Genomic DNA, 24,851 nt, shown 5'->3' with positions numbered 1-24,851 from the left:
CCTGCTCACTGTCGGGTGGCGACCCAGCTGCCCCTGCACCCATCGACGTTTTCATAATTCCCTACGAGGCGCCCTTTGACGAGGTGCCCCTTGAGCGAGCCGACAGGGCGCGTCCGGAAGTAGAAATTCCCGACGATCCGGTCGGCTCCGACGACATGCCCGGAAATCCTGTAGGAGGCTCCGTAGGTGTTGGTGGCCTGGCCCGAAACCCGGCCGTCCTGGATGAGTATCCCGCCATAGCCCGGCGTGCAGGGGCGATCCATCACATGCATGGTCTGGGGGGTGTACCTTCCGACCCAGTGCCCATCGAGCGGGCTTGGCCGACCGTCGGGTGGCTCTGGAACGCAGGCTGCGACCGCGATCAGGGTCACGCCCGCGAGGATCGCGGTGGCGGCCCTGCGTGTGAGTGTCGTCATCCTCGTCATCTAGCTGTCCTCTCCGATTGGCGCAGCCTGCGCTCACTCGATCCCGACGATCATCGTGAAGGGGGCCGGGGCGTCGCCGATATTGTAGACCGTGATCCGGTTCTCGCCGTTCAGCCAGAGCTGGCCGCGATAGTCGCGCCTGCCGCCGCGGCTCTCGTAAAGAAGTTCGCCGTCCGGGGTGAAGATGTTGAAATGCACCGCAGGCGAGTCGGTCTGGAGCTGCGCCGTCAGGAACTGCTTTTCCCGAGCACCGAGCCGGTAGTTCACCGCGGCTCCGGGGGCGAGGGTCGATCTCAGCACCGCGCCGCTCGTGCCGGGGGCGAACTGGACCTGCTGATCGCGGGTCTCGGGTTCGGCCACGTGTGGCGGCGGGGCAGAGCCTTCACGAAGGTAGCGCCCGGCAACCCAGCCGGTCAGAGACCCTTCGGTCGCCGCGACCTGACACCAGCGCTGTCCCTCGGCCATCCGACAACCCATGTTGCGCAAGATCGCCCCCTCGGGGAACCGCCCGAGGATCGCCGCCCCGCGCGCAGGTTCAGCGGATCGTTGATGTCGCCGGTCTGGACCTCCCAGAAATCGGGCCCGCCCTGCAGCCCGTCGGCATAATCGCCCCGAACGATCGCGCCGGTCTTCCCGGTGATCCCGATCCGGATGTCGAAATTCGCAACCTCGCCGCGCCGCGCCGCCGAGCGCATCATGTAGACCGATATCTTGTAGGTTCCCGAGCTGGGCAGCGTGCCTGTGTAGTGGTTCAGCTCGGGCGTGAACTGGCTGTTCATGATCGCCTGATCGCCCGGGCCGCTGCCAGGACCGTAGAGGTTGAAATACGTGGCGGTGTGTTTCGTGGACAGCTTGATATCGATCGTCTGTCCGGCCTCGGCGCCAATCGTGTAGATCACGCTGTCATAGCCCTTGATGCGATCGCTCAGAACCGCGCTATCCGCTCCGGCTGAGAAATAGACCGGAACCTCACGCATCTCCTCGGCAAGGACAGGTGTGGTGAATGACAAAGCCGCGACGAAGACATAACCCAGAAACCGGTTCATACCGATCCTCCCTCTTTGGTTTATGGCGCGCGTCATCGGGGAGTGTAGCACGAAAATCGTACAGAGGCGCGGGGTTAGGCAGTGCCGATCTGCGGGCGTCCGAAATAGGCTCGCAGATGGGGCAGGGCGGCAAGTTGTACCGCGCTCAGGATCAGCGCGACCGGCCAGATCACCAGCGTGCCGGGCGCGGCGAGTGTGATAAGCGGGATCGCGACCAGCACGAGTGCGGTCGTCAGCGCAGCGCGGCCAACCTGTGGCAGCGCAATGACCCGCGACAGCCGCCAGAGCGCCACGCCAAGACCGATCGCCTCGCCCGCGACCCCGAGCCAGATCACCGGCACGACCGAGCCGGTCTGGGCGAGCGCCCAATAGCTCAGCGGCAGCACCGCGATCCGGGGCAGGTTCCCCCAAAAGCCGTTATCTGTCTGCCCCGCCGAAAGCGCGACCGTGCTCGGCCCGTTCTTGATCGCGCGGAGCGCATTCATCAGCGCGAAGGGGATCAGGAGCGGCAGGAGGCTTGCATATTTCGCCCCCAAAAGGGCCGTTACGACGAGCGGTCCGATAAGGACCGTGCCCAGCAGCAGGATCGATCCGGTGAGGAACATCCCCTCGAAGGTCGCCCCGGAAAGCTGGCGATGCGCGAGGGCGTCCGCACGGCCATACGCGGCCGAGAGTTTCGGCAGAAAGAGGTTCTGCACCGATTTCGCGCCGATCAGCGTGGGCGTCAGCGTCAGCGTCATGCCCATCGCGAAGATCGCCAGCGCCTCCATCCCCGCCAGTCGCCCGACGATGATCTTGTCGCCCTGAAAGACCAGATACATCAGGGCCGCATTGGCCAGAAGCGGCGCGCCGAAACGCAGGTTCGCGCGCATCTCGGCGCGGTCGAGGCGCAGGTGGTAGCGGCGCTCGGCCATCAGGTGCGAGACCAGAACGCCGAGGGCCGCGTGCAGCAGGATCGCCCAAAGCGCTACCTGCCAGTCGTCGAAGAGGCGCGAGAGCGGCCAGATCGCGATCAGCGCGGCCAGTGCGGGCAGGGCGCCTGTCAGTAGCATCGGGCGGTAGTGGCCCCTGCGCTGGGCGCGGTGGATGTCGAAATGCTGCGCCGCCGTCAGGAGCGGCACAAGCGCGAGCCAGCGATAGGCAGATGCGGCCTCTGGGATCGCGAGGAAGCCTGCGATCGGCCCGGCCAGTACGAACAGCGCCGCCGCCGCGATGACGCCGCGCAGCAGTTGGAAACCTTGCAGTGCCGCCTGAAACGCCGGGTCGTCGCCGCGCTTCGACTGCACGATCTGCTGCTGCAGCCCCAGCGTCGAGCCCATCTCGATCACCGCCATCACCATCGCGAAAGTCGCGGCCACGCCGTAATCGGCCACCGGGATCAGCCGCGCGATCGCGAGGTTGCGCGCGAGCATCAGCGCCGAGGTGGCGGCGTTCCCGCTGAGAATGAGGATCGCGGTGCGAAGCATGTACTGTCCGATATGGCGCGGGGTTTGGCCGCCCGCGCATGTTTTGCGCCCATAATCCCGCCCGAGGGGCCGTCGGGTCAAGCGCGCTGTGGCGGCTGTGGCTTGACGGCCACGTCACGCGCGCCGACCGACCCAGCCAAGCCTTGCCAGATTCACGGCTTTGCTGTTCAACTCCTTGAAAAACCAGATCGGCCGAGCATGACCCATCACAGCCCCATTTCGACGCCTTCGAGCGAGGCGCTCGCCCATGTCGCGGCGGGCGATCTCTGCGCGGGTTGCGGGCTGTGCGCCGGGGTCGCGCCGGATGAGATCGCGATGGCGCCCGATGCGCGCGGCTTCCTGCGCCCGGTGCAAAGCGCCGAGATCAGCGCGCGAGCGGAGACCGCGATTGCCGCGTGCTGCCCAGGCTTGGGCCAGAGCGCGCAGCGCGTCGCGCCCGGAGAGGAGCCGCTCTGGGGGCGGTTCATGGAGATGAAGGGCGGCCACGCCACCGACGCGGATCTGCGCCATGCGGGGGCGTCGGGCGGGGCGCTCTCGGCGCTGGCGCTGCATCTGCTGCAATCGGGTCGCGTCGATGTCATTGCGCAGATCGAACCCGATCCCGACAACCCGATCGGCAATCGGATGCGGCTGAGCACCACGCGCGACGAGGTTCTGGGGGCGGCGGGCTCGCGCTATGCGCCCTCGGCGCCGCTGGCCGATCTGTCGTCGCTAATCGCCGATGGGCGGCGCTTCGCGGTAATCGGCAAGCCTTGCGATGCGGTGGCTTTGCGGGCGCTGGTCGCGCGAGATCCGAAACTTGCGCGGAGTTTCCCGGTGATCCTGTCCTTCTTCTGCGCGGGTGTTCCCAGCGCGGAGGGCGCGCGGGAATTGCTGGCGGAAATGGGCGCGCCCGAGGATCAGGTCGCGGGCTTGCGCTATCGCGGCAATGGCTGGCCGGGCAAGACGGTCGCCGCGCTGCACGATGGCTCCACCCGCGAGACGAGCTATCACGCGGCCTGGGGCGGGGTGCTCTCGCGCCATGTCCAGCACCGCTGCAAGATTTGCGCCGATGGTACCGGCGTGGCCGCCGATCTGGTTTGCGCGGATGCGTGGGAGGCCGATGATGCGGGCTATCCGCTGTTCGAGGAGGCGCCGGGGCGCAGCCTGATCGTGGCGCGCACGCGGCTCGGCGCGGAGATTCTGCGTGAGGCCGAAGCGGCGGAGGCGGTCGAGACCGCGCCGTTCGATGTGGCGGAACTGGCCGCGATCCAGCCCGGCCAGCGCGAACGTCGCCGCGCCCTGTTCGCGCGTCTCGCGGCGCTCAAACTGATGGCCCGTCCGATCCCGCGCTACGAGGGGATGAACCTGCGCGCCTGCGCGCTGCAAAACCCGGTCACGCGAAACTTGCGCAATTTCGCAGGCACCGTCCGACGTGTGTTGCGGGGCCGAAAATGAGCCGCACGCTGCGCGTCTGCCTGATCTTCCACTCGACGCGCTCAGACAATCTTGGCGTCGGCGCGCTGACCGTGTCGGAGATCGCCCTGCTGCGCGAGTTGGCGGCGAAAGCGGGGCGCCAGATCGCGATCACCGTGCTCGACTGGAAGGATCGGCGCGCGCCTTATGTGGCAGGCGACGACTTGCGACTGATCGAGGTGGATGGCGCGTTTCTGAAATCCCCCAAGGGGTTGTGGGCCGAAGTTAAGGTTGCCGATCTGGTGATCGATATCGGCGGCGGCGATAGTTTCGCGGACATCTACGGGGCCTCGCGACTGGTGAAGATGTTCTGGATGAAGTTCGCCACCCATCTCGCGGGCACGCCTCTGGTGGTCGCGCCGCAGACCGTGGGGCCGTTTACCAAGGGCTGGTCGAAGCGGATGGCGCGGATGAGCCTCAACCGCTCGGCTTTGGTGGCGGTGCGCGACGAACGCTCCCGCGCGGCGCTGGACGATCTGGGCTATCGCGGCGCACCGGTTCTGGCCTCCGATCTGGCGCTGCGGCTGCCCTATGACCCGCCCGCGCCGCGTGATGGTGGGCCGGTGCGCGTCGGGATCAACGTCTCGGGGCTGTTGATGGCGGGGGGCTATCACGGAGGCAACGATTTCGGGATGGCGCTGGATTATCCCGCGCTGATCGCGCGCGCGATCGACTGGTTCAAGGGGCAGGGGGCCGAGGTCCATCTGGTCCCGCATGTGATCGTGCCCGAAGGCCCGATGGTGATCGAGGATGACCTGCGCGCCTGCGAGACGCTGGCGGCCGAGCATGAGGTGATCTGCGCGCCCGCCTTCGCAAGCTCGTCCGAGGCGAAGAGCTATATCGCGGGGCTCGATTTCTTCACCGGCGCACGGATGCATGCCTGTATCGCGGCGTTCTCGTCCGGTGTCGCTGTGGTGCCGCTCGCCTATAGCCGCAAGTTTGCGGGGCTGTTCGGCGCGCTTGGCTACGACCACACGGTCGATGCGACCAAGGCGGATGCGGATGCGGTGATGGCGGCGTTGGAGCAGGGTTTCGCCAATCGCGACAGGCTCGCGGCAGAGGCGAAGGCGGCGCTGGCGCGGGGGATCGACCGGCTCGCCGCCTATGACTCGGCGTTGTTAAACTTGATGAAGGCGCTGTGATGGCCGAGGCCGCGATCATCATTCCGCATTACAACGACGTCACGCGGCTCATGCGCTGCCTCGAGACGCTTGCGCCGCAGCTCGACGCGCGTTGCGAGCTGCTGGTGGTCGACAATGGCTCGACCGAGGATCTTGGCCCCGTCCGCGCGGCCTATCCCGACCTTCGGATCGTGACCGAGACCAAGAAGGGCGCGGCAGAGGCCCGCAATCGCGGCGTGGCGGAGACGACGGCGGCGCGGCTGTTCTTCATCGACAGCGACTGCGTGGCCGACCCGGACTGGATCGCGACCGCTTTCGCCGTGGCCGGGCAGGGCGATCTGGTCGGCGGGCATGTCTTCGTGTTCGACGAGACCCCGCCGCCACGTTCCGGCGCGGAGGCGTTCGAGACCGTCTTCGCCTTCGATTTTCGCCGCTATATCGAGGAGAAGGGCTTCTCCGGCACCGGCAACCTGCTGACCCGGCGCGATGTCTACGAGGCGACGGGGCCCTTCATCGCCGGGCTGTCGGAGGATCTCGACTGGTGCCGTCGCGCGACCGCGAAGGGCTATTCGCTGATCTATGCCGACGGGCTGCGCGTAGGCCATCCGTCGCGGCAAAACTGGGCGGCGCTGTCGCGCAAATGGCGGCGTCTGACCGAAGAAGGCTTCGGCGTGAATGGATCAAACCTGCCCGCGCGGCTGCGCTGGGGGGCGAAGGCGCTCTTGATGCCCGTCTCGATCCTCGCCCATCTGCCCATGGTGCTGCGCCATCCCGACCTGCGCGGCGCGACCGAGCGGTGGCGCGCCGTGGCGACGCTCGCGAGACTGCGGCTCGCGCGGATGGGCTGGATGCTGCGGCAGGCGGTTTTCGGGCGGCTTTAGCGGCGCGAAGGCCACAATGGCAATGTGCAAGGTTTAATCTGGGTTAAAGCACTTGCCGCGTCGATCCTGCTCACGCTAGCGTGACGTCAAGATATCAGAGCCGCAAAAAGTGGCCCGGAACAGGCAGGCAGCGATGGAGCAGATCGCATTCACCACGAGGCATGCAGCCCGCGTCGGACGGCGTGGGCTTTTGGCCGTCGGTCTTCTGGTGCTCGGGGCGCTGCCCGCGATAGCGCGCGACTGGCAGGTCTCGGATACGGCCGGGCTGGCGCGGATCGGCGCGAAGCTGGCGCCGGGCGACACGGTTCTGATCGCGCCGAGCGACTATGACGCGCTCGATCTGCGGGGACTGACGGGGCGCGAGGATGCGCCGATCACCTTCCGCTCTGCCGATCCGGACAACCGGGCGGTGATCGCGCAGATGAACCTGCGGGAAGTCAGCCATGTCGTGATCGAAGCGGTGACTTTCGATTACCGTTACTCTGACGGCGATCGATCCAACACCCGCCCGTTTCAGGTCTTCACCACGCGCGATTTGACGATCCGTGATGTGCTGTTCGATGGGGACCTCGCCCCCGCCGATCCGGATCTGATCGAGCAGGGGCCGTTGCCCACCGCCTTCGGGCTGGCGGTGCGCGCCTCGACCGGGATCACGGTCGAGCGCTCCGAGTTTCGTCGCTTTTACCGCGGCGGGGTCTTCACCGATTGCACCGATCTGAGAGTAGTCGGCAACGACATCCATGATATGCGGATGGACGGGCTGAACTTCGCCCAGATCGAACGCGCAGAGATCGCAAACAACCACATTCACGATTTTCGCCGTGCCGTCGCGTCGGGCGATCATGCCGACATGATCCAGTTCTGGACCGCAGGCACCGAACGGCCCAGCCGCGACATCGCGATCACGAACAACCTGCTCAATTCCGGCGAGGGTGGCTTCACCCAGTCGATCCTGATGCGCAACGAGCTGGTCGATCGCGGCAAGGCGGGCGCCGAGATGTTCTACCGCAATATCGAGATCAGCGGGAACGTCATTATCAACGCCCATCTGCACGGGATCACCGTGGGCGAGGCGGAGGGCGTGAAGATCGCCAACAACACGCTCATCCATGACGTCTATTCCGAGGGCGAGAAACGCGATCCGGTTCTCTGGATCCCGCAGATCCGCGTGGCGCGCGATGCCCGCGCCGTCGAGATTGCCCGCAATGCGGTGAGCGAGATCGCAGGCCCGGCGGGGCAGCCCGACTGGAAACTCCGCGACAACCTGCTGATTCAGGACATCACGCCGCAGCGGGCGAGCTATTACGACCAGCTCTTCGTCGCCGCGCGCACCGGTGCGCCGCGTGAGATCATGAATTACGCCTATCTTCCGGGTGGGGCCTTGGCCGGGAGCGGGATCGGTGCGCCGATGCTCGATATCCTCGGCGGTCCGGAGGCGCTCCAGCCGGTCATGCGGTTCGCACGCAGCGAAGGCGGCGGCACCACGCTGCAATTCGACGCGCGCGAGAGTGTGCTGCCCGAAGGGGTGGACCCCGCCGAGGTTGCCTATCGCTGGGGGATCGACGGGCAGACCAGCCTCGACGGCGCGCAGGTGCCGGTGGGTTTCCGGATGCCGGGGCGGCACAAGGTGACGCTGTCGCTGACGCTGCCCGATGGGCGGAGCGCGCAGAGCAGCGGCTATGTCATGGTTCGCGATGACCGCATCCTTAGCTATGACCCCGATCTGGGCCGTGTGATCTCGCATGCCGGGGCGCAGCCCGAGGCGCTCGACTCGATCCCGCTCAGCCCCGGTGCGCTGGAATTCGGGTTGGGCGGCGGGGCCGTGGTGATCCCGCGCGAGATGGTCGCGCCGCTCTACGGCGCGGACCGCTTCGCGCTGCATATGAAGCTGCGCGCGGTGGGCGATTACAAATCCGCCGGAGAGCTGTTGCGCCTTCATCAGTCGCTGATCGTGCGGGTGACCGGGCGCGGCACGTTCGAGGTCGAGTTCTGGCCCGAGAGCGGGCAGCGGCTGTTCCTGCGCACCAAGCGCGTGCCGATCTATGACGGCAAGTGGCACGACATCACCTTCCGCTACGCCTCGGAAGACAGCCTTTTCGAGGTGCTTTCGGGCGAGGAGGTGATCGGCAAGGGCACCGTGTCTGGGCGGCTCAAGCCGATGGAATATTGGGGCCTCGCGCTCGGCAATCCCTTCGGCAAGGGCAGCTTCCACGGCGAGATCGAGGTGCTGGATCTGACTGCGAGCCGCCCGGCGGTGAGCGGGGCGATGCGCTGATGCGCGCCGGGGCGATTGGCAGTGCCACGCCGCAACGTGCGCGCCCGAAAAGCCGCGCGGGCGGGCGAAGTCGTATCGCCGAGACCGCCGCGCTCGCGACCGCGAAACTGCCTTGGCCGGTCTTGCTGTTCGTGCTGTCGATGCTGCTGCCCTTCAAGTTCAACCTCGGCCCGCTTGCGATCACCGGAAGCCGCCTCGTGCTGATGGCCTTCATCCTGCCCGCCTTCGCGCGGGTCTTCAGCGGGCGGGCAGGGCGGATACTCCCGGTCGATTGGCTGTTCCTGTTTCATGCGCTGTGGCTGTCGGTCGCGCTGGCGGTGAACAACCCCGACCGGGTGATCCAGCAGGCGGGCTCGGTCGGGCTGGAGGTTCTGGGCGGCTACCTGATCGGGCGCGCCTATATCCGCTCGCGCGAGGATTTCGCGGCGCTCGGGAAGGTACTGATCTGGTCGGTGCTGATCCTGACGCCCTTTTCGCTTTACGAAACGAAGACCGGCACGACCCTGATCCCGACGCTGATCGACAAGCTGCCGGGGATGGGCACGATCACTTACAACTTTCAGGAGCCGCGCCTGGGGCTGGAGCGGGTGCAAGGCCCCTTCGCGCATCCGATCCATTTCGGGCTCTATTGCTCGGTCGTTTTCGCCTTCGCCTTCGTGGCCTTCGACGGGATCAAGTCGCTCGGCTGGCGGGTGGTGGCGAGCGGACTGATCCTGCTGAACGGCTTTCTTGCGCTGTCCTCGGGGGCGCTTCTGTCGCTGCTGCTGCAGCTGGGGCTGATCGGCTGGTACGTCACCTTCGTGCGGATAGAATGGCGCTGGTGGCTACTGACGGGGCTTTTCGCCTTCGCCTATGTCACGGTCGACCTGCTGTCGAACCGCTCGCCGATCATGGTGTTTCTCAGCTACGCGACCTTCTCGGCCCATACCGCCTATTGGCGCACGATCATCTTCGACTGGGGGCTGAAGAATGTCTGGGCCAACCCGATCTTCGGCATTGGCCTGAATGACTGGGTGCGGCCGTGGTATATGTATTCCGGCTCGATGGATAATTTCTGGCTGGTGATGGCGGTGCGCTATGGTATCCCGGGCTTCCTGCTGGTCACGAGCGGCTATGTCTGGGGGCTGTTCAAGGTTATGTTCCGCGATTTCGGCGGCGATACGCGGATGCAGAACTTCCGCCGCTCCTGGGTGTTCACCTTCGCGGGGATGACCTTCACGCTCTGTACCGTCTATGTCTGGGAGTCGATCTACGCCTTCACTTTCTTTCTCTTCGGCGCGGGCATGTGGATGCTGACCGAAGCGGTGAAGGAGGGAGGCGATGCACCCGAGGATGCGACACGGCCTGAGGCGCGCGGCATCAGCTACACACGGTTTGCGCAGACGCATCGGCGGGGCGATTAACGCCCGATCTTTGCCCGCGCATCGGGGCTGAGCGCGGCCAGAACTGGCGCGGGCGGGGCCATCCCGAAGAAGCCCCGCAACAGGGCTGCGGCTTCCGCCCCATGCCCCTGGGCCCGCAGCTGCGCGGCTTTCGCCAGCGACCACGCCGCACCGCCGATCAACCCGGCGGGGAAATGGCGGCGCAGGAACATCGCCCGCGCGCGATGCTTGAAGTACTGCGAGAAAGGCGAGGCGACCGAGCCCATCCGCTGCGAGCCGATCGCCGTGCCCGCGACGTGATGGACGACCGCGCCTTCGCAATAGGAGATCGGCAGATCGCCCCGGCGCAGCGCCCAGTCGACCTCTTCGTAATAAAGGAAATAGTCCTCCGTCATCGGCCCTGCACGCTCGAGATGGGCGCGGGTGGCGACAAGGCTCGCGCCGGTGACGAAGTCGATGCGCGCAGGATCCGGAGCAGGGCTGTCGGCGGGGGCGAACTGATTGAGGTTGTGGGTGATCCCGGTGCGCCGGTCGATCACCCCGCCATCGATCTGGATCGTGCCCGGATCATCGCCATAGACCACCCGATGCGCGATCATCGCGGCGCCTCGCGGTCCGGGATCATGCGAAGCGAGAAGCGCAGGCGTCTCGGGCGGCACCACGCAATCGGGGTTGAGCAGCCAGAACCGGTCGAGCGCGGGATTGGCCGCGAGCCGCGCGAGGCCCAGATTGACGCCCGCAGCAAACCCGCCATTGGCTCCCGCCTCGATCAGAGCGATGCCATCCTGACCCGCCTCAGCTGCCCCTGTCAGATCGGGAACGGCTGCGCGGATCACCTCGACCGTGTCATCGGGCGAGGCATTGTCGACCACCACCACATGCAGCGCCACGCCCGTTGCGGCGCGCAGCGAGGCGAGGCAGGCCGCGATTACGTCCGAGGACCGATAGGTGACGATGACGACACCCAGAGCAGGACCGGTGGCGGGATGCGGCTCGGCCATGTCGCTCGGACTCAGGCCCCGCGCGAGAGGGCCGCGACCCCGGTACGGGCCACTTCGGCCAGACCCAGCGGGCGCATCAGATCGGCGAAAGCGTCGATCTTCTCGGGCGTGCCGGTGATCTCGAAGACAAAGCTCTCGAGCGTCGAGTCGACCACATTGGCGCGAAAGATCTCGGCCAGACGCAGCGCCTCGATGCGCTTGTCGCCCGTGCCCGCGACCTTGATCAGCGCCAGTTCGCGCTCGACCGGGTAGCCCTCGACGGTCAGGTCCTTCACCTCGTGGACCGGCACGATGCGACCCAGCTGTGCCTTGATCTGGTCGATCACGTTCTCGGTGCCGCGGGTGACGACGGTGATCCGGCTGCGATGGCCCTTGTGATCCACCTCGGCGACGGTCAGGCTGTCGATGTTGTAGCCGCGGCCCGAGAACAGCCCGATCACACGGGCCAGAACGCCCGCCTCGTTGTCGACGATCACGGCGAGCGTATGGCTGCGCTCGATCTGGTCGTGGCTGTCGCGCAGGTCGTAAGCGGAATGGCTCGAGGAGCCTTTCTTGATCTTCAGAGCGGCCATTGCCTCTCTCCTTTTCCTAGTTCGGACCCGATCTTCGGCTTGGTCCAAATATCCCGGGGGTCCGGGGGCTGCGCCCCCGGCGTCGCTCACACCAGCGCCGCGCCTTCCTTGAAGACATCGGCATCGGCCGCCAGCAGCATCTCGTTATGCGGCTTGCCGGACGGGATCATCGGGAAGCAATTCTCGTGCTTCTCCACGAGGCAGTCGAACAGCACCGGGCCGTCATGCTTGATCATCTCCATGATCGCATCGTCGAGATCGGCGGGGTCGGAGACCTGCATCCCCTTCCAGCCGAAGCTCTCGGCGAGCTTCACGAAATCGGGCAGGCTTTCGGACCAGCTATGCGAGTAGCGCTCGCCATGCAGCAGTTCCTGCCACTGGCGGACCATGCCCAGACGCTCGTTATTGAGGATGAACTGCTTCACCGGCACGCGGAACTGGGTCGCGGTGCCCATCTCCTGCATGTTCATCAGCCAGCTCGCCTCGCCCGCCACGTTGATCACGAGGCTCTCGGGATGGGCGATCTGCACGCCGATGGACGCCGGAAAACCGTAGCCCATCGTGCCCAGACCCCCGGAGGTCATCCAGCGGTTCGGATCCTCAAACCCGAGGAACTGCGCCGCCCACATCTGGTGCTGGCCCACCTCGGTCGTGATGTAGCGATCCATGCCCTTGGTCAGCTCTTCGAGACGCTGCAGCGCATATTGCGGTTTGATCGTCTTTTCCGAGTTGGTGTAGGCGAGGCAGTTCACCTTCTTCCACTCGTCGATCTTCTTCCACCACTTCTCGATCGCGGGCTTGTTCACCTTGCGCCCGCGCGACTTCCAGACCTTGAGCACGTCTTCGAGCACATGGCCGATATCGCCGAGGATCGGCAGGTCGACGGCGATGATCTTGTTGATCGAGGAGGCGTCGATATCGACATGCACCTTGGTCGATTTCGGCGAGAAATCCGCCACGCGGCCGGTGATCCGGTCGTCGAAGCGCGCGCCGAGGTTGATCATCAGGTCGCAGCCATGCATCGCGAGGTTGGCTTCATAGAGACCGTGCATCCCGAGCATGCCGAGCCAATTCTTGCCCGAGGCGGGGTAGGCGCCCAGACCCATCAGGGTCGATGTGATCGGGAAGCCGGTCGCATCGACCAGTTCGCGCATCAGCTGGCTCGCGGCGGGGCCCGAATTGATCACGCCGCCGCCGGTATAGAAGACCGGTTTCTCGGCGGTCTCGATTAGCTCGACCAGCTTGGTGATCGCGTCGAGATCGCCCTTCACCTGCGGCTGGTAATGGTCGACCTTCGCGGCTTTCGGCTCGGTATAGGTGGCCACCGCGAATTGCACATCCTTGGGCATGTCGATCAGCACCGGGCCGGGGCGGCCCGAGGTCGCCACGTGGAAGGCCTGATGGATCGTCTCGGAGAGTTTCGCGGGGTCCTTCACCAGCCAGTTATGCTTGGTGCAGGGGCGGGTGATGCCCACCGTGTCGGCCTCCTGGAAACCGTCGGTGCCCACCAGGAAGGTCGGCACCTGACCCGACAGCACGATCAGCGGGATCGAGTCCATCAACGCGTCGGTCAGCCCGGTCACCGCATTGGTCGCGCCCGGACCCGAGGTCACCAGCGCCACGCCCGGCTTGCCGGTCGAGCGCGCATAGCCTTCGGCCATGTGGATCGCGGCCTGCTCGTGGCGTACGAGGATGTGACGGATGTCGTTTTGCTGGAAAATCTCGTCATAGATCGGAAGGACCGCGCCGCCCGGATAGCCGAAAATTACCTCGACCCCGTGATCCTTCAGCGCCTGAACCACCATCTTCGCGCCGGTCATCTGCCGTGCCATATGCTCACTCCATCCTTGCGCGAGGGCCACGCCGCCCACCGCTAACTCTCAAGCATCCACCTGTCCAAGAAAAAGCCCCCGGCTTTGAGGCGGGGGCGCATGGGAACCTTCATGGTTGTACCGTTACCGGCCCATGCGCTTGGCTCCTACGACGACAAGAAGAATCGCATCCATTGCGGATCCCTTTCGGACTGCTTTGCGCGGACATTAGGATCGGGCGTTGGGGGCGTCAATGCCCAAACGCTGAATAAAATGTCGCGGGCGGCGGAATTTCCTTCCCGATTATTGCGCGCCGCGACCTGCGAGTCGCAACTTTGAGAAACATGAAGGGGCTCCCGAGCCGCGTGCCGCAGGGGCAGTCGCGGTGAATTGATCTCGTTGACGCTTGGTTAGTCGCGATATCGGTCTCAGAGACGGGGCTTTTAGGCCGATCTGGTCAAGTGAACAGACCAGATGAAGCCTTAATTGCTTGACCTTTCTCCCCCACTCGGCCAATCACGGGCAAAGCCTCGCGCAGGCTTTCGGGACAAAATTAGGGAGGAAGTGAGATGGGCGCTTTGCTGGCCCTTTCACGCGCGATCGACCGGATAAACGAGACCATCGGCAAGGCGGTGTCGTGGCTTATTCTGGTGTCGGTCCTCGTGAGTGCGACCAACGCCATTGTACGCAAAGCCTTCGACATGTCGTCGAACGCTTGGCTGGAACTGCAATGGTATCTTTTCGGCGCGGCGTTTCTGGGAGCTGCCGCTTACACGCTCAAGCAAAACGAGCATATCCGCATCGACATCGTCTATGGTGCGTTCTCGCGGAAAGTGCAGCACTGGATCGATCTGCTGGGGCACATCTTCTTCCTGATGCCCTTCGTCGTGCTGATGCTGTTCAAGCTGACGCCCTTCGTGATGATCTCGATCCGCTCGGGCGAGATGTCGACGAATTCGGGCGGTCTGATCCTGTGGCCGGCCAAGATCCTGCTGCTGATCGGCTTCTGGCAGCTGTTCTTCCAAGGCGTGTCCGAGATCATCAAGAAGATCGGCGTGATGCGTGGGTTGATCGAGGATCCCCATGCCGACAGCGCAGGCCATCACGGCCATGATCCCATCGCCGAAGAGGAGGGTCTGTAATGCTCGAGCTTATCGCTCAGAACATGGCCCCGATCATGTTCGTCTCGCTGATCGTCTTCCTGCTGATCGGCTATCCCGCGGCCTTCGCGCTTGCGGCCAACGGTCTTTTGTTCTTCGTCATCGGCGTTGAACTGTCGGGTTACTCCGGCGGGACGATCAATCTTGACTGGCCGTTGTTGAATGCGATGCCGCAACGGTTCTACGGGGTCTTGTCGAACGAGACCTTACTTGCCATTCCATTCTTCACATTCATGGGCATCGTGCTCGAGAAATCGGGCATGGCCGAGGATCTTCTCGACACGATCGGTCAGCTGTTCGGCCCGGTGCGCGGCGGTCTCGCTTATGCGGTGATCATCGTGGGCGCGCTTCTGGCGGCGACAACGGGCGTCGTTGCGGCCTCAGTGATCGCGATGGGCCTGATCTCGCTGCCGATCATGTTGCGCTACGGCTATGATCGGAAGGTGGCCACAGGTGTCATTGCGGCGTCAGGGACACTGGCGCAGATCATCCCGCCCTCGCTCGTGCTGATCGTTCTGGCTGACCAGCTGGGCGTTTCGGTGGGCGACATGTACAAGGGCGCGCTGATCCCCGGTATGGTGCTGACCGGCATCTACCTCGGCTATGTGCTCGTGATGTCGATCATCAAGCCGAAGTCGATGCCGGCTCTGCCGAAAGAGGCGCGCACGCTGGGCTCTGGCGTGATGTCGCTCCTGGTGGCGCTGGCCGGTGCGGTCGCGATCTTCATCTTCGCCGAGAAGTATTTCGAGGCGAGCGGGTCGAGCGTCAACAACTCCGAGATCCTCGCAGCCGGTGTGGCCGTGATCGCGATCTATATCGTGGCGTTGCTGGACAAGGCGCTGAAAACCAACCTGATGAGCCGTCTGGCGCAGCAGGTGGTGATCGTGCTGATCCCGCCGCTGGCGCTGATCTTCCTCGTGCTGGGCACGATCTTCCTCGGCGTGGCGACGCCCACCGAAGGCGGCGCAATGGGCGCGGTCGGCGCGCTGGTGCTGTCGGCGGTGAAGAAGCGCCTGACCTTCCCCGTCGTGCGTGACGCGCTGGCGGCGACGACGCGCCTGTCGGCCTTCGTGCTGTTCATCCTGCTGGGCGCGCGGGTCTTCTCGCTCACCTTCTACGGGGTGAACGGGCAGGTCTGGGTCGAGCATCTGCTGACCTCGCTTCCGGGTGGCCAATTGGGCTTCCTGATCGTGGTGTCGTTCCTGGTGTTCTTCCTCGCCTTCTTCCTCGATTTCTTCGAACTGGCCTTCATCATCGTGCCGCTTCTGGCGCCTGCCGCGCAGGCGCTGGGAATCGACCTGATCTGGTTCGGGGTGATCCTGGGCGTGAACATGCAGACCTCGTTCATGCACCCGCCATTCGGCTTCGCGCTGTTCTACCTGCGCTCGGTCGCGGCCAAGGTGCCCTATATCGACAAGGTGACCGGCAAGAAGATGGAGCCGGTGAAGACCTCGCAGATCTACTGGGGCGCCATTCCCTTCGTGTTCATCCAGGTTGCGATGATTGCCATCGTGATCGCCTTCCCGGCCATGGTGATGCACTACAAGGGGCCGCAGGTGGATCTGAAGGATGTCGAGATCAAGCTGCCGCAGATGCCTGGCATGGGCGATGGGGGCGGCCTCGGTGGCCTGCCGTCGCTGGCGCCTCTGGGTGGCTCGACCTCTGGCGGGTCGGGCTCGGGAAGCGCGGCTCCGGGCGGGCTGCCCCCGCTTCCCACACCGGGCAGCAACTGATCGACCGGAAAATGAAAGATCGGGGCGGCCTTCAGGGGCCGCCCCTTTTTTATAGAGAGAGTGGAGGGCGAGGGATGCGGTATCCTCTTTTCGTTATTGTCGGGGTTTCGTTGCTTGCGCTGGCGGGCTGCGGCGAGACCAAGGAACAGCGGGCGGCGACGGGCGGCGTGGCCGGTCTCGTGGTGGCGGGACCTGTCGGAGCGGTCGTCGGAGCCGGGCTCGGCGTCGTGACGCGCAAGAATTGACGGCCAGCTAATCGCGGTACTTGGGAACCGCGGCGGGCGTTTCGGCGTCTTGTCCTTGAGGAAGCCGCGCATTGTGGCTGCTATCGAAAGGACGAGAAGATGCGAATTGCGACGATCTTGATGGCGGGCGGCCTGCTGGTTTCGCTCGCGGCATGTGGTGACAACGCGACCGAACGTGCAGCCACCGGCGGTGTCGGCGGCCTCGTGGTTGCAGGTCCGGTTGGCGCCGTGGCGGGTGCCACGGTTGGCGCGGCCACGACGAAGTGAGTTTTGTGACCAGACCAATTGAGAAGGCCCCGGGGCGCGGACCCCGGGGCCTTCTCAATTCACACGAGACGCGGCTCAGAGCTTGAGGTTGCCCGCAGCCTGCTGACGCATCATGAAGTAGTCAGAGTTGAACTCCGACAGCTGCCACCAGCCATAGGCATCGTTGCGGAAGCCGAACTGGCTGTCGTAGATCTTCTTGAACGCAGCGTTCGAGCTGTTGATCTCGGCATAGACCTCGTTGGCCGCGTTGAAGCAGGCTTCGAGGATCTCCTGGCTGAACGGACGCAGCTGCGCGCCTTGGCCCAGCAGCTTCTTCAGCGCGCTCGGGTTCTTGTAGTCATAGGACGCCATCATGTCCGAGTTCGCCGCCTGCGTCGCCGCCGTCAGCGCGATCTTGTAGGCCTCGGGCAGTTGCTCATAGGCGTTCTTGTTGAACATGGCGTGCAGACAGGCGCCACCTTCCCACCAGCCGGGATAATAGTAATAGGGTGCGACCTTGTAGAAGCCGAGCTTCTCGTCATCGTACGGGCCGACCCATTCGGTGGCGTCGATCGTGCCTTTCTCGAGCGACGGGTAGATGTCGCCACCCGCGATCTGCTGCGGCACCACACCGAGCTTCTCGACGACCTTGCCGCCGAAGCCACCGATGCGCATTTTCACGCCCTTCATGTCTTCGACGGTGTTGATTTCCTTGCGGAACCAACCGCCCATCTGGGCGCCGGTGTTGCCGCACGGGAAAGCGGTGATGTTGTAGTTCGAGTAGAACTCGTTCATCAGGTCGTTGCCGCCGCCATAGTAGAACCAGGCGTTCTGCATACGCATGTTCAGGCCGAACGGCACTGCGGTCGCGAAGGCGAAGGTCGGATCTTTACCCCAGTAGTAGTAGGAGGCGGTGTGGCAGGCCTCGACGGTGCCGTTCGACACCGAGTCCATTGCCTGCAGGCCGGGGACGATTTCGCCCGCCGCGAAGACCTGAATGTTGAATTTCCCGTCGGTCATGCCCTTGACGTAATTCGCCATCGTCTCGGCGGCGCCGTAGATCGTGTCGAGCGATTTCGGGAAGGACGAGGTCATGCGCCACGTCACGGTAGGGGTTTCTTGCGCAATAGCCGGTGCGGCGAGCGCGCTACCTGCTGCTGCGGCTGCCCCGCCAAGCGCACCTTTGCGCAGGAAAGAACGACGATCCATATGGTTTCCTCCCAAATCGTGGATGTCTGTCAATTTTTCTGACCACACCGCTCCATTTACGGCGTTCCCTCCGGTGCGGACATTGCGGTCACAATACTTGACCGGTTCCGGGTGTAAACCGGCGATCACGCAATTTTATGTCGTGTGTGGTCACAGTTGCGAAACCATGCTGCAGTGTGGCAATGCAAGTGCAGAATATCCGTAGGGTATCGTCGGTCGTCAGGGCATAGAAAAAGCCCCGGCGCAGGTTTCGCCGGGGCTTCGGTTATCTGGCTTGACCAGTTTGGGCGGCTTACAGCTCGCCTTTGTTGGCTTCGCTCATCATGAAGTAGTCGTAGTTGAACTCGGCCAGCTGTTCCCAGGTGAACCAGTCCTTGCGGAAGTCCTTGATCGAACCCCAGATCTTCGCGAATTCGGCGTTGTTCGCCTCCATCTCCGAATAGACCTCGTTGGCTGCCTTGAAGCAGGCCTGCATGATCTCGGGGGAGAAGGCGCGCAGCTGGGTGCCGTTGGCGACCAGCGTCTTGAGCGCCTTCGGGTTCTTCATGTCGTATTTCTGCAGCATGTCCGCATCGGCCGCTTGCGATGCGGTGTGCAGGAGCTGCTGGTACTGTTTCGGCAGGCTTTCCATCTTCTCTTTCGAGAACATGAAGTGGACCGTCGGGCCACCTTCCCACCAGCCGGGGTAGTAGTAGTAGGGCGCGACTTTGTAGAAGCCGAGCTTCTCGTCGTCATAGGGGCCGACCCATTCGGTCGCGTCGATCGTGCCTTTTTCCAGCGCCGGGTAGATGTCGCCGCCGGCGATCTGCTGCGGCACGAGGCCGAGCTTTTCCATCACCTTGCCCGCGAAACCGCCGACACGCATCTTGAGGCCCTTGAGGTCTTCGACCGTCGAGATCTCCTTACGGAACCAGCCGCCCATCTGTGCGCCGGTGTTGCCGCCCGGCAGACCATAGAGGCCCTGCTTGCCGAGGAACTCGTTATAGAGCTCGATGCCGCCGCCGTGGTAGTGCCACGCGTTCATGCCGCGTGCGTTGAGCGAGAAGGGCACCGCTGCGCCGAGCGCCCAGGTCGGGTCTTTGCCCCAGAAATAGTAGCCGACGGTGTGGCAGGCTTCGACCGTGCCGTTCATCACCGCGTCGGCGACCTGAAGGCCGGGGACGATCTCGCCAGCCGCGAAGACCTGAATCTTGAAGTTACCGTCCGAGGCTTCCTCGACCATCTTCGACATCACTTCCGCGCCGCCATAGATCGTGTCGAGCGACTTCGGGAAGGACGAGGCGAGACGCCAGGTGATTTGCGGATTGCTTTGTGCGATCGCGGGGGCTGCCAGCGTGCTCGCGGCCGCGCTACCCAGCGCGGCTTTCGTCAGAAAGGAACGACGGTCCATTTAGGATCCTCCCATTATTGCTCCGTTGTGCGAGGCCGGTCCTCGCCGCCCGCCTCGTGTCCTCCGCGGCGGGTCTGTCGGGACCGTTTCACCACGGGCCGGGAGTGTCCAGAGTTCACGGGCCCGTAATCGTCGGAAGTCACGGAATAGTTTTGAAAAAATGAGTTGACAGATGGTGTCTGCCGAACGGTTGAGCAATTGCCTGCGAGAGTGACGTCCGTTGCTGGGTGTTGCTCAACTATTGCGTGTATCGGGGAGTTGAATCCGGGCGACCTGTTCCGCGATGGGCGGCACGGAAAGCGGATGAGTCTCCGTCTCGTGCGTGGCCGGATCGCCAAGATCGGTCCATTGACCGCCCTTGTAGATTTCGAGCGCGGAGAAGTTCGCCTTGTAGTTCATCTTCGGCGAGCCGGGCACCCAATAGCCGAGATAGACGTAGGGCAGGCCCACGCGTTGCGCGATCTCGACATGGTCGAGGATCAGGTAGGTGCCGAGGGAGTCGCGGATCCGCTCGGGCTCGTAGAAGGAATAGACCATCGACAGCCCGTCATCGAGCACATCGGTCAGGCAGGTCGCGATCAGGGCGCGCATGCTGTCTGGCGTGGCGGCGGTCTCGCGATATTCGATCACGCGCGACTTCACGGGCGTCTCCTCGATCATCGCGGCGAATTCGAAGATGTCCATGTCGGCCATGCCGCCATCGGCGTGGCGCGCATCTAGATAGCGGCGGAACAGTGCGAATTGCTCTTCCGTCGCCCAAGGAGAGGTCGCGGTACGCTTAAGGTCGCCGTTTTTCTTCAGCACCCGGCGCTGCGATTTCGACAGTTTGAAATCGGCGACCCGGATGCGGGCCGACAGGCAGGCGGTGCAATCTGCGCAGGAGGGCCGATACAGCACATTCTGCGAGCGCCGGAAGCCTTGCCGTGACAGGGCGTTGTTGAGCTTCTCGGCCGTGTCCCCCTGCAATGCGGTGAACAATTTCCGTTCCGACCTGCCGTCCAGATAGGGGCAGGGCTGCGGCGCGGTTACATAGAACTGCGGGGCAAGCGGAAGCGAATGGCGCATCAGTAGCCTCGTCGGGGAGGGGTCGCGGCAGGCTAGCAAAGGAGCGCGCACCCGCCAAGTGTTTCATGTTGATGACATAGAAAGCGCCCCGGTTACGTCAACCGGGGCGCCGAAATCGCATTGCGAACTGTCTATATGGTTAGGCTTTTGCCTCTTCGGAGCTGTCCTCCGACTGAGCCGCTTCCTTGGCGCGCTCTTCCATGTACTGGTCGAACTCTGCCTTGTCGCGGGCTTCGCGCAGACGACCGAGGAACTCTTCGAATTCCTGCTGTTCGCGCTGCAGTCGGTCGAGCGTGTCGGCCTTGTAGGCGTCGAACGCCGCGTTGCCGGTCGAACGCGAGACATGGACGCCACCGACGCCGGAGCAACCGAAGCTGCGTTTTTGAACCGCCTGTCCCGTGCGCCAGCGACGCCCGAAGCGGCCGGTGAACAGGATGAAAGCGAGAATGACGAGGCCGAGGGGGCCTGCGAAAATGAAACCGGCCACCATCAGCGCGATCCAGGCGCCGGGGCCGTTCCCATCCATCCAGTTAACGGCGCGGGTAAACCAGTTACCAACCGCGACGGGCATGGAGTTGGTGGAATAGGCGGACATTTGAACCTCCGGGTTGAGCATGTGAATTCCTTTCACATACCCAAGATCGGAAGTCAGGGCGGTTCTTGCAAGGGGGTATGTAAATGATTTTTACATTTTTCTCGCAAATCACTGGATTCTCTTTGTTTTATTTGGTGAAATCGGCCTGTTTCGCACCGCTGATCCGCTCCAGATCGGCCGGGGCGATGGCGAAAACATGCCGTGGCGTGCCTGCTGCAGCCCAGACGGTATCAAATTCGAACAGTCGGGGGTCGAGGAAAGCCGTCACCGGGCCGACATGGCCAAGGGGCGCGACGCCGCCGATCGCGAAGCCCGTCTCCGCCCGGATCAGCGCCGCATCGGCCTTGCCCAAGGGCTGGCCCGCGACCGCGTTTGCCTTCTCCGCGCTCACCCGGTTGCCGCCTGCGGTGATGAACAGCACGACATGGCCGCTGTCTTCGCCGCGAAAGATGATGGATTTGGCGATCTGGTCGACCTCGCAGCCCACCGCCTGTGCGGCCATCTCGGCGGTACGGGCCTCGCCCGGTTCGGTGATCTCGAAGGGCACGCTTGCGGCTTCAAGGGCTGCACGGACGCGTTTGAGGGATTTGCTCATGGCGAGGCTCCGGAGGGTCTGAGGTCGGGCGCTGGCGCGCCGGGCGGGTGTAGTTATGGCCAGATGTCGCGCGACAGCAATCCCCATTGACCGGCCCGCTCGGCGGCGTAAGCATGGCGCCATGCCGTTTGCCTCGCGTCTCACCCGTTCGCCCCTGCCTTTCGAGCGCGACCGCGCCGCCGAAGCCGAAGAGCTGTTTTCCGATCTCGCGCCGGAGTTGCGCGAATTGCTCGGGGGGACGGCAGGGTGCAGCCCTTATCTCAAAGGCCTGATGGAGAAAGAGGCCGAGTGGCTGCGTCCCGCGATTTCGGGCAATCCCGAAGCCGCGCTGGCCGAGGAGTTCGCGCGGATCACGCCCGTGCCCCTCGCCGATCTGCCGAGCGAATTGCGCCGCGCGAAGCGCCGGGTTGCGTTGCTGGCCGGGCTTGCCGATCTGGGCGGCGTCTGGTGTCTCGAAGAAGTGACCGGCGCCTTGACGCGGCTTGCCGATATTGCGGTCGATCTCGCGATGCAGCGGCTGGTGGCCGAGGAAATCCGCCGCGGCAAGATCCCCGGTGCGACCAATGAGGATATAGAGAATGCCGCCGGGATGGTCGCGCTCGCGATGGGCAAGATGGGGGCGGGGGAGCTGAACTACTCCTCCGATATCGACCTGATCTGCCTCTTCGATGAAAGCCGCTACGAGCCTGACGATGCGATGGAGGCGCGCAGCGCGCTGATCCGGGCCACGCGCAAGATGGCGGCGATGCTCAACGACCGCACCGTCGAGGGCTATGTCTTTCGCACCGATCTGCGTCTGCGCCCCGATGCCGCCGTGACGCCGGTCTGTATCTCGATGGGCGCGGCGGAATTGTATTACGAGGCAGAAGGCCGGACATGGGAGCGCGCGGCCTATATCAAGGCGCGTCCCTGCGCGGGTGACATCGCGGCGGGCGAGCAGTTCCTCGAGCGGCTGCGGCCCTTCGTCTGGCGCAAGCACCTCGATTTCGCGGCCATTCAGGATGCCCATGACATGCGCCTGCGCATCCGCGAGCATAAGGGGCTGCACGGCCCGATCGAAGTGGCGGGCCACAATATCAAGCTCGGTCAGGGCGGCATCCGCGAGATCGAGTTCTTCACCCAGACCCGGCAATTGATCGCAGGCGGGCGGGACGGGAGCCTGCGCGACCGGACCACTGTGGGCGGGTTGCGCGCGCTCGCGGCGAAGACTTGGGTGCCCGAGGATGTGGCAGAGGAGTTGATCGATCATTACCGTGAGCATCGCGAGATCGAACACCGCCTGCAGATGGTGGGCGACGCCCAGACCCAGATCCTGCCCGGCACTGAAGAGGGGCTTGCGCGGATCGCCGCGATGATGGGCGAGGGCGATGTGGCGCGCTGGCGCGACCGGCTGCGTGACCGGCTGGAGCGGGTGGAAGGGCTGACGAATGAGTTCTTCGCTCCCGATGCCGCCGCCGAGCGTCCCGAACTGAGCGAATCCGCGCGCGATATCGTCGAGGGCTGGACGGGCTATCCGGCGCTGCGATCCGAACGGGCGCGCGCGATCTTCAAGCGGCTGGAGCCGGAACTGCTCGACCGGATGCGCCGGGCGGCAAATATGGAGGAGGCGCTGACCCAATTCGACGGCTTCCTCAAGGGGTTGCCCGCCGGGGTGCAGTTGTTCTCTCTCTTCGAGGCCAATCCGCAACTCGTCGATCTGATCGTCGATATCTGCGCTACGGCGCCGGGGCTGGCGAGCTACCTGTCGCGCAATGCCGGGGTGCTGGACGCGGTTCTGGGTGGCTCGTTCTTCGCGCCATGGCCGGGCAAGCCAGCCCTTGAGGCCGATCTTGCGCGGCTGCTGGAGCGGGCGGGCGACTACGAGGCCGCGTTGATCGCGGCGCGGCGTTGGGCCAAGGAATGGAAGTTCCGCGTCGGCGTGCATCATCTGCGCGGCCTCGTTGATGCGTCAGAGGCCGCGGGCCAATATGCCGATGTGGCGGGCGCGGTTCTCGGCGCGCTCTGGCCGATCGTGCAGGGCGAATTCGCGCGCCGCTACGGGCCGTGCCCCGGCAAGGGCGCAGTGGTTCTGGGAATGGGCAGCCTTGGCGCAGAGCGCCTGAACGCGCAGTCCGATCTCGATCTGATCGTGATCTACGACGCGGACGGACAGGAGTTTTCCGAAGGCAAGAAGCCCATCGCCTCAAGGGCTTACTACGCGAAGCTCACGCAGGCCCTGATCACCGCGCTCAGCGCGCCGATGCCGGAGGGGATGCTCTACGAGGTCGATATGCGGCTGCGGCCTTCGGGGCGGCAAGGGCCCGTCGCGACCTCGGTGCAAAGCTTCGAGAGCTACCAGATGGAAGAGGCCTGGACCTGGGAGCATCTGGCGCTGACCCGGGCGCGGCCTGTCGCGGGATGCCCCGATCTGGCCGACCGGGTCGAGGCGATCCGCCTGAAGGTTCTGGAGGCGAAAGGCGGCGGAGACGCGGTGCTCCACGAGTTGGCGCAGATGCGCGCCCGGATCTTCGCGGCCAAGGCCCCCGATGGCGATTGGGAGGCGAAGGTCGGCCCCGGACGGCTGCAGGATATCGAGCTTCTGGCGCAAAGCTTCGCGCTCCGCGCGGGCGTCCCGGCGCGAAAGGTCGAGGCGCAGCTGCGCGCAGGCCCGCGCGGCGGGTTCGTGACGCGCGAGGAGGGCGAACAGCTCGCCACCGCCTATCGCTTCCTCTGGCGGCTACAGGCAGGCGGGCGCTTGCTGAGCGAAAAACGTCTGGATATGGCGGCGATCGGAGAGGGCGGCCGCGCTTTCCTGTTGCGTGAGACGGGGCTGGATGATCTCGATGCTCTGGTGGCGCGTCTGAACGAGGTCACGACTGAGACGGCCGCCATCGTGGACAGGGCTCTGGAGGGCTGAATGGCGCGCAAACTGATGGAATTGAGCGAGGCGGACCCGAAAGGGCTGATCCGCGAGAGCTTCAAGATCGACGGGATCAGCACGGAAGAGTGCCGCTCGATCTTCATGGATTGGGCGCTGAGCCTTGGCCCCGGGATGGATGCGAGTGAAGCGATGCGCACCGTGCTCGCGGCCTATCAAGCGCCGCCCGAGCACCCGATGACCCGGGTGCTCGAAGAAGGTCTGACCCGCGAGAGCGGCCCGCCGATGCGGCGTGGCGGCTGGCGGGCGCGCCGTCCCTAG

General features: G+C 64.7%; 24 protein-coding genes. 12 read left to right on the top strand and 12 right to left on the bottom strand.

The genetic code is table 11. From position 1 onward, the window contains the following. Positions 1-5: 5 nt before the first annotated feature. From BMI89_RS16305 to BMI89_RS16290, 4 genes are all read right to left on the bottom strand, one after another. Entirely contained in the window at positions 6-425 is a 420-nt protein-coding gene (locus tag BMI89_RS16305; protein WP_078571911.1) for a hypothetical protein, read from the bottom strand. A gap of 33 nt (positions 426-458) precedes the next feature. Beyond that, the gene (locus BMI89_RS16300; protein ID WP_078571909.1) at positions 459-890 is read right to left on the bottom strand and encodes a hypothetical protein; all 432 of its coding nucleotides are present in this window, start codon (positions 888-890) and stop codon (positions 459-461) included. After that, complete coding sequence (locus tag BMI89_RS16295; RefSeq protein WP_078571907.1) at positions 839-1,471, bottom strand: hypothetical protein; 633 nt, start codon at positions 1,469-1,471, stop codon at positions 839-841. Before BMI89_RS16295 ends, BMI89_RS16300 begins: the two co-directional genes overlap by 52 nt. Positions 1,472-1,545: 74 nt before the next feature. Continuing rightward, positions 1,546-2,937: an oligosaccharide flippase family protein gene (locus tag BMI89_RS16290; protein WP_078571905.1), complete on the bottom strand. Its 1,392-nt coding sequence runs from the start codon at positions 2,935-2,937 to the stop codon at positions 1,546-1,548. 198 nt (positions 2,938-3,135) lie between these two features. Here BMI89_RS16290 and BMI89_RS16285 point away from each other — a divergent pair, with 198 nt between their 5' ends. The 5 genes from BMI89_RS16285 to BMI89_RS16265 all read left to right on the top strand — a co-directional run bounded on the left by BMI89_RS16285 (position 3,136) and on the right by BMI89_RS16265 (position 10,072). After that, a complete protein-coding gene (locus tag BMI89_RS16285) occupies positions 3,136-4,374 on the top strand; it encodes a Coenzyme F420 hydrogenase/dehydrogenase, beta subunit C-terminal domain (protein ID WP_078571903.1) in 1,239 nt (412 codons plus the stop codon). After that, complete coding sequence (locus BMI89_RS16280; RefSeq protein ID WP_078571901.1) at positions 4,371-5,534, top strand: polysaccharide pyruvyl transferase family protein; 1,164 nt, start codon at positions 4,371-4,373, stop codon at positions 5,532-5,534. Before BMI89_RS16285 ends, BMI89_RS16280 begins: the two co-directional genes overlap by 4 nt. After that, positions 5,534-6,394 carry a glycosyltransferase family 2 protein gene (locus BMI89_RS16275; protein ID WP_078571899.1) on the top strand — a complete coding sequence of 287 codons (861 nt, stop codon included), beginning with the start codon at positions 5,534-5,536 and terminating at the stop codon, positions 6,392-6,394. The genes BMI89_RS16280 and BMI89_RS16275 overlap by 1 nt, the downstream gene beginning before the upstream one ends. A 133-nt stretch (positions 6,395-6,527) precedes the next feature. Beyond that, entirely contained in the window at positions 6,528-8,669 is a 2,142-nt protein-coding gene (locus tag BMI89_RS16270; protein ID WP_078571897.1) for a right-handed parallel beta-helix repeat-containing protein, read from the top strand. Continuing rightward, complete coding sequence (locus BMI89_RS16265; protein WP_078571896.1) at positions 8,669-10,072, top strand: O-antigen ligase family protein; 1,404 nt, start codon at positions 8,669-8,671, stop codon at positions 10,070-10,072. Before BMI89_RS16270 ends, BMI89_RS16265 begins: the two co-directional genes overlap by 1 nt. Here BMI89_RS16265 and BMI89_RS16260 read toward each other — a convergent pair. From BMI89_RS16260 to BMI89_RS16250, 3 genes are all read right to left on the bottom strand, one after another. Continuing rightward, positions 10,069-11,052 (bottom strand): glycosyltransferase family 2 protein, encoded by a 984-nt coding sequence (locus tag BMI89_RS16260; protein ID WP_078571894.1) that lies wholly within the window; start codon positions 11,050-11,052, stop codon positions 10,069-10,071. The two genes, BMI89_RS16265 and BMI89_RS16260, sit on opposite strands and share 4 nt — an antisense overlap. Positions 11,053-11,063: 11 nt before the next feature. Next, complete coding sequence (gene ilvN / locus BMI89_RS16255; protein ID WP_075775634.1) at positions 11,064-11,624, bottom strand: acetolactate synthase small subunit; 561 nt, start codon at positions 11,622-11,624, stop codon at positions 11,064-11,066. Positions 11,625-11,710: 86 nt separating this feature from the next. After that, a complete protein-coding gene (locus tag BMI89_RS16250) occupies positions 11,711-13,456 on the bottom strand; it encodes an acetolactate synthase 3 large subunit (RefSeq protein WP_078571893.1) in 1,746 nt (581 codons plus the stop codon). A 99-nt stretch (positions 13,457-13,555) separates the two neighbouring features. Between BMI89_RS16250 and BMI89_RS20640 the strand changes: the two genes are divergently transcribed. The 5 genes from BMI89_RS20640 to BMI89_RS20920 all read left to right on the top strand — a co-directional run bounded on the left by BMI89_RS20640 (position 13,556) and on the right by BMI89_RS20920 (position 16,840). Beyond that, complete coding sequence (locus BMI89_RS20640; RefSeq protein ID WP_134330847.1) at positions 13,556-13,774, top strand: hypothetical protein; 219 nt, start codon at positions 13,556-13,558, stop codon at positions 13,772-13,774. A gap of 230 nt (positions 13,775-14,004) precedes the next feature. Continuing rightward, on the top strand, positions 14,005-14,577 hold the full coding sequence (locus BMI89_RS16245) for a TRAP transporter small permease subunit (protein WP_078571891.1): 573 nt from the start codon (positions 14,005-14,007) through the stop codon (positions 14,575-14,577). Further along, positions 14,577-16,328, top strand: coding sequence for a TRAP transporter large permease subunit (locus BMI89_RS16240; protein WP_078571889.1), 1,752 nt, complete (start codon positions 14,577-14,579; stop codon positions 16,326-16,328). Before BMI89_RS16245 ends, BMI89_RS16240 begins: the two co-directional genes overlap by 1 nt. 74 nt (positions 16,329-16,402) lie before the next feature. Then, a complete protein-coding gene (locus tag BMI89_RS20925; protein WP_098411498.1) occupies positions 16,403-16,573 on the top strand; it encodes a hypothetical protein in 171 nt (56 codons plus the stop codon). A gap of 99 nt (positions 16,574-16,672) precedes the next feature. After that, positions 16,673-16,840, top strand: coding sequence for a hypothetical protein (locus BMI89_RS20920; RefSeq protein WP_158522199.1), 168 nt, complete (start codon positions 16,673-16,675; stop codon positions 16,838-16,840). 75 nt (positions 16,841-16,915) lie between these two features. Here BMI89_RS20920 and BMI89_RS16235 read toward each other — a convergent pair whose 3' ends face one another. From BMI89_RS16235 to BMI89_RS16215, 5 genes are all read right to left on the bottom strand, one after another. After that, positions 16,916-18,028: a TRAP transporter substrate-binding protein gene (locus BMI89_RS16235; protein ID WP_078571887.1), complete on the bottom strand. Its 1,113-nt coding sequence runs from the start codon at positions 18,026-18,028 to the stop codon at positions 16,916-16,918. A gap of 292 nt (positions 18,029-18,320) precedes the next feature. Continuing rightward, positions 18,321-19,418: a TRAP transporter substrate-binding protein gene (locus BMI89_RS16230; RefSeq protein WP_078520100.1), complete on the bottom strand. Its 1,098-nt coding sequence runs from the start codon at positions 19,416-19,418 to the stop codon at positions 18,321-18,323. A 234-nt stretch (positions 19,419-19,652) separates the two neighbouring features. Further along, on the bottom strand, positions 19,653-20,483 hold the full coding sequence (locus BMI89_RS16225; protein ID WP_078571885.1) for an arginyltransferase: 831 nt from the start codon (positions 20,481-20,483) through the stop codon (positions 19,653-19,655). Positions 20,484-20,622: 139 nt separating this feature from the next. After that, positions 20,623-21,078, bottom strand: coding sequence for a DUF2852 domain-containing protein (locus BMI89_RS16220; protein ID WP_078571884.1), 456 nt, complete (start codon positions 21,076-21,078; stop codon positions 20,623-20,625). Between the two features lie 127 nt (positions 21,079-21,205). Continuing rightward, positions 21,206-21,673: a YbaK/EbsC family protein gene (locus BMI89_RS16215; protein WP_078571882.1), complete on the bottom strand. Its 468-nt coding sequence runs from the start codon at positions 21,671-21,673 to the stop codon at positions 21,206-21,208. Between the two features lie 121 nt (positions 21,674-21,794). Here BMI89_RS16215 and BMI89_RS16210 point away from each other — a divergent pair, with 121 nt between their 5' ends. Then, positions 21,795-24,569, top strand: a complete 2,775-nt coding sequence (locus BMI89_RS16210; protein WP_078571880.1) for a glutamine-synthetase adenylyltransferase — start codon at positions 21,795-21,797, stop codon at positions 24,567-24,569. 15 nt (positions 24,570-24,584) lie between these two features. Then, entirely contained in the window at positions 24,585-24,851 is a 267-nt protein-coding gene (locus BMI89_RS16205) for a hypothetical protein (RefSeq protein WP_078572021.1), read from the top strand.

Source organism: Thioclava sp. F36-7 (assembly GCF_002020075.1).
GTDB lineage: Bacteria > Pseudomonadota > Alphaproteobacteria > Rhodobacterales > Rhodobacteraceae > Thioclava > Thioclava sediminum.
This window is presented reverse-complemented; position numbering and strand designations above follow the sequence as displayed.

What these genes read in the sequence shown, in the direction of transcription:
- BMI89_RS16285 (WP_078571903.1), top strand. Translation starts at nt 3,136, where the DNA reads ATGACCCATCACAGCCCCATTTCGACGCCTTCGAGCGAGGCGCTCGCC.
- BMI89_RS16250 (WP_078571893.1), bottom strand. Translation starts at nt 13,456, where the DNA reads ATGGCACGGCAGATGACCGGCGCGAAGATGGTGGTTCAGGCGCTGAAG.
- BMI89_RS16305 (WP_078571911.1), bottom strand. Translation starts at nt 425, where the DNA reads ATGACGAGGATGACGACACTCACACGCAGGGCCGCCACCGCGATCCTC.
- BMI89_RS16280 (WP_078571901.1), top strand. Translation starts at nt 4,371, where the DNA reads ATGAGCCGCACGCTGCGCGTCTGCCTGATCTTCCACTCGACGCGCTCA.
- BMI89_RS16300 (WP_078571909.1), bottom strand. Translation starts at nt 890, where the DNA reads ATGGCCGAGGGACAGCGCTGGTGTCAGGTCGCGGCGACCGAAGGGTCT.
- BMI89_RS20925 (WP_098411498.1), top strand. Translation starts at nt 16,403, where the DNA reads ATGCGGTATCCTCTTTTCGTTATTGTCGGGGTTTCGTTGCTTGCGCTG.
- BMI89_RS16240 (WP_078571889.1), top strand. Translation starts at nt 14,577, where the DNA reads ATGCTCGAGCTTATCGCTCAGAACATGGCCCCGATCATGTTCGTCTCG.
- BMI89_RS16270 (WP_078571897.1), top strand. Translation starts at nt 6,528, where the DNA reads ATGGAGCAGATCGCATTCACCACGAGGCATGCAGCCCGCGTCGGACGG.
- BMI89_RS16290 (WP_078571905.1), bottom strand. Translation starts at nt 2,937, where the DNA reads ATGCTTCGCACCGCGATCCTCATTCTCAGCGGGAACGCCGCCACCTCG.
- BMI89_RS16220 (WP_078571884.1), bottom strand. Translation starts at nt 21,078, where the DNA reads ATGTCCGCCTATTCCACCAACTCCATGCCCGTCGCGGTTGGTAACTGG.
- BMI89_RS16295 (WP_078571907.1), bottom strand. Translation starts at nt 1,471, where the DNA reads ATGAACCGGTTTCTGGGTTATGTCTTCGTCGCGGCTTTGTCATTCACC.
- ilvN (WP_075775634.1), bottom strand. Translation starts at nt 11,624, where the DNA reads ATGGCCGCTCTGAAGATCAAGAAAGGCTCCTCGAGCCATTCCGCTTAC.
- BMI89_RS16260 (WP_078571894.1), bottom strand. Translation starts at nt 11,052, where the DNA reads ATGGCCGAGCCGCATCCCGCCACCGGTCCTGCTCTGGGTGTCGTCATC.
- BMI89_RS20920 (WP_158522199.1), top strand. Translation starts at nt 16,673, where the DNA reads ATGCGAATTGCGACGATCTTGATGGCGGGCGGCCTGCTGGTTTCGCTC.
- BMI89_RS16215 (WP_078571882.1), bottom strand. Translation starts at nt 21,673, where the DNA reads ATGAGCAAATCCCTCAAACGCGTCCGTGCAGCCCTTGAAGCCGCAAGC.
- BMI89_RS16210 (WP_078571880.1), top strand. Translation starts at nt 21,795, where the DNA reads ATGCCGTTTGCCTCGCGTCTCACCCGTTCGCCCCTGCCTTTCGAGCGC.
- BMI89_RS16235 (WP_078571887.1), bottom strand. Translation starts at nt 18,028, where the DNA reads ATGGATCGTCGTTCTTTCCTGCGCAAAGGTGCGCTTGGCGGGGCAGCC.
- BMI89_RS16275 (WP_078571899.1), top strand. Translation starts at nt 5,534, where the DNA reads ATGGCCGAGGCCGCGATCATCATTCCGCATTACAACGACGTCACGCGG.
- BMI89_RS16225 (WP_078571885.1), bottom strand. Translation starts at nt 20,483, where the DNA reads ATGCGCCATTCGCTTCCGCTTGCCCCGCAGTTCTATGTAACCGCGCCG.
- BMI89_RS16230 (WP_078520100.1), bottom strand. Translation starts at nt 19,418, where the DNA reads ATGGACCGTCGTTCCTTTCTGACGAAAGCCGCGCTGGGTAGCGCGGCC.
- BMI89_RS16265 (WP_078571896.1), top strand. Translation starts at nt 8,669, where the DNA reads ATGCGCGCCGGGGCGATTGGCAGTGCCACGCCGCAACGTGCGCGCCCG.
- BMI89_RS16245 (WP_078571891.1), top strand. Translation starts at nt 14,005, where the DNA reads ATGGGCGCTTTGCTGGCCCTTTCACGCGCGATCGACCGGATAAACGAG.
- BMI89_RS16205 (WP_078572021.1), top strand. Translation starts at nt 24,585, where the DNA reads ATGGAATTGAGCGAGGCGGACCCGAAAGGGCTGATCCGCGAGAGCTTC.
- BMI89_RS20640 (WP_134330847.1), top strand. Translation starts at nt 13,556, where the DNA reads ATGGGAACCTTCATGGTTGTACCGTTACCGGCCCATGCGCTTGGCTCC.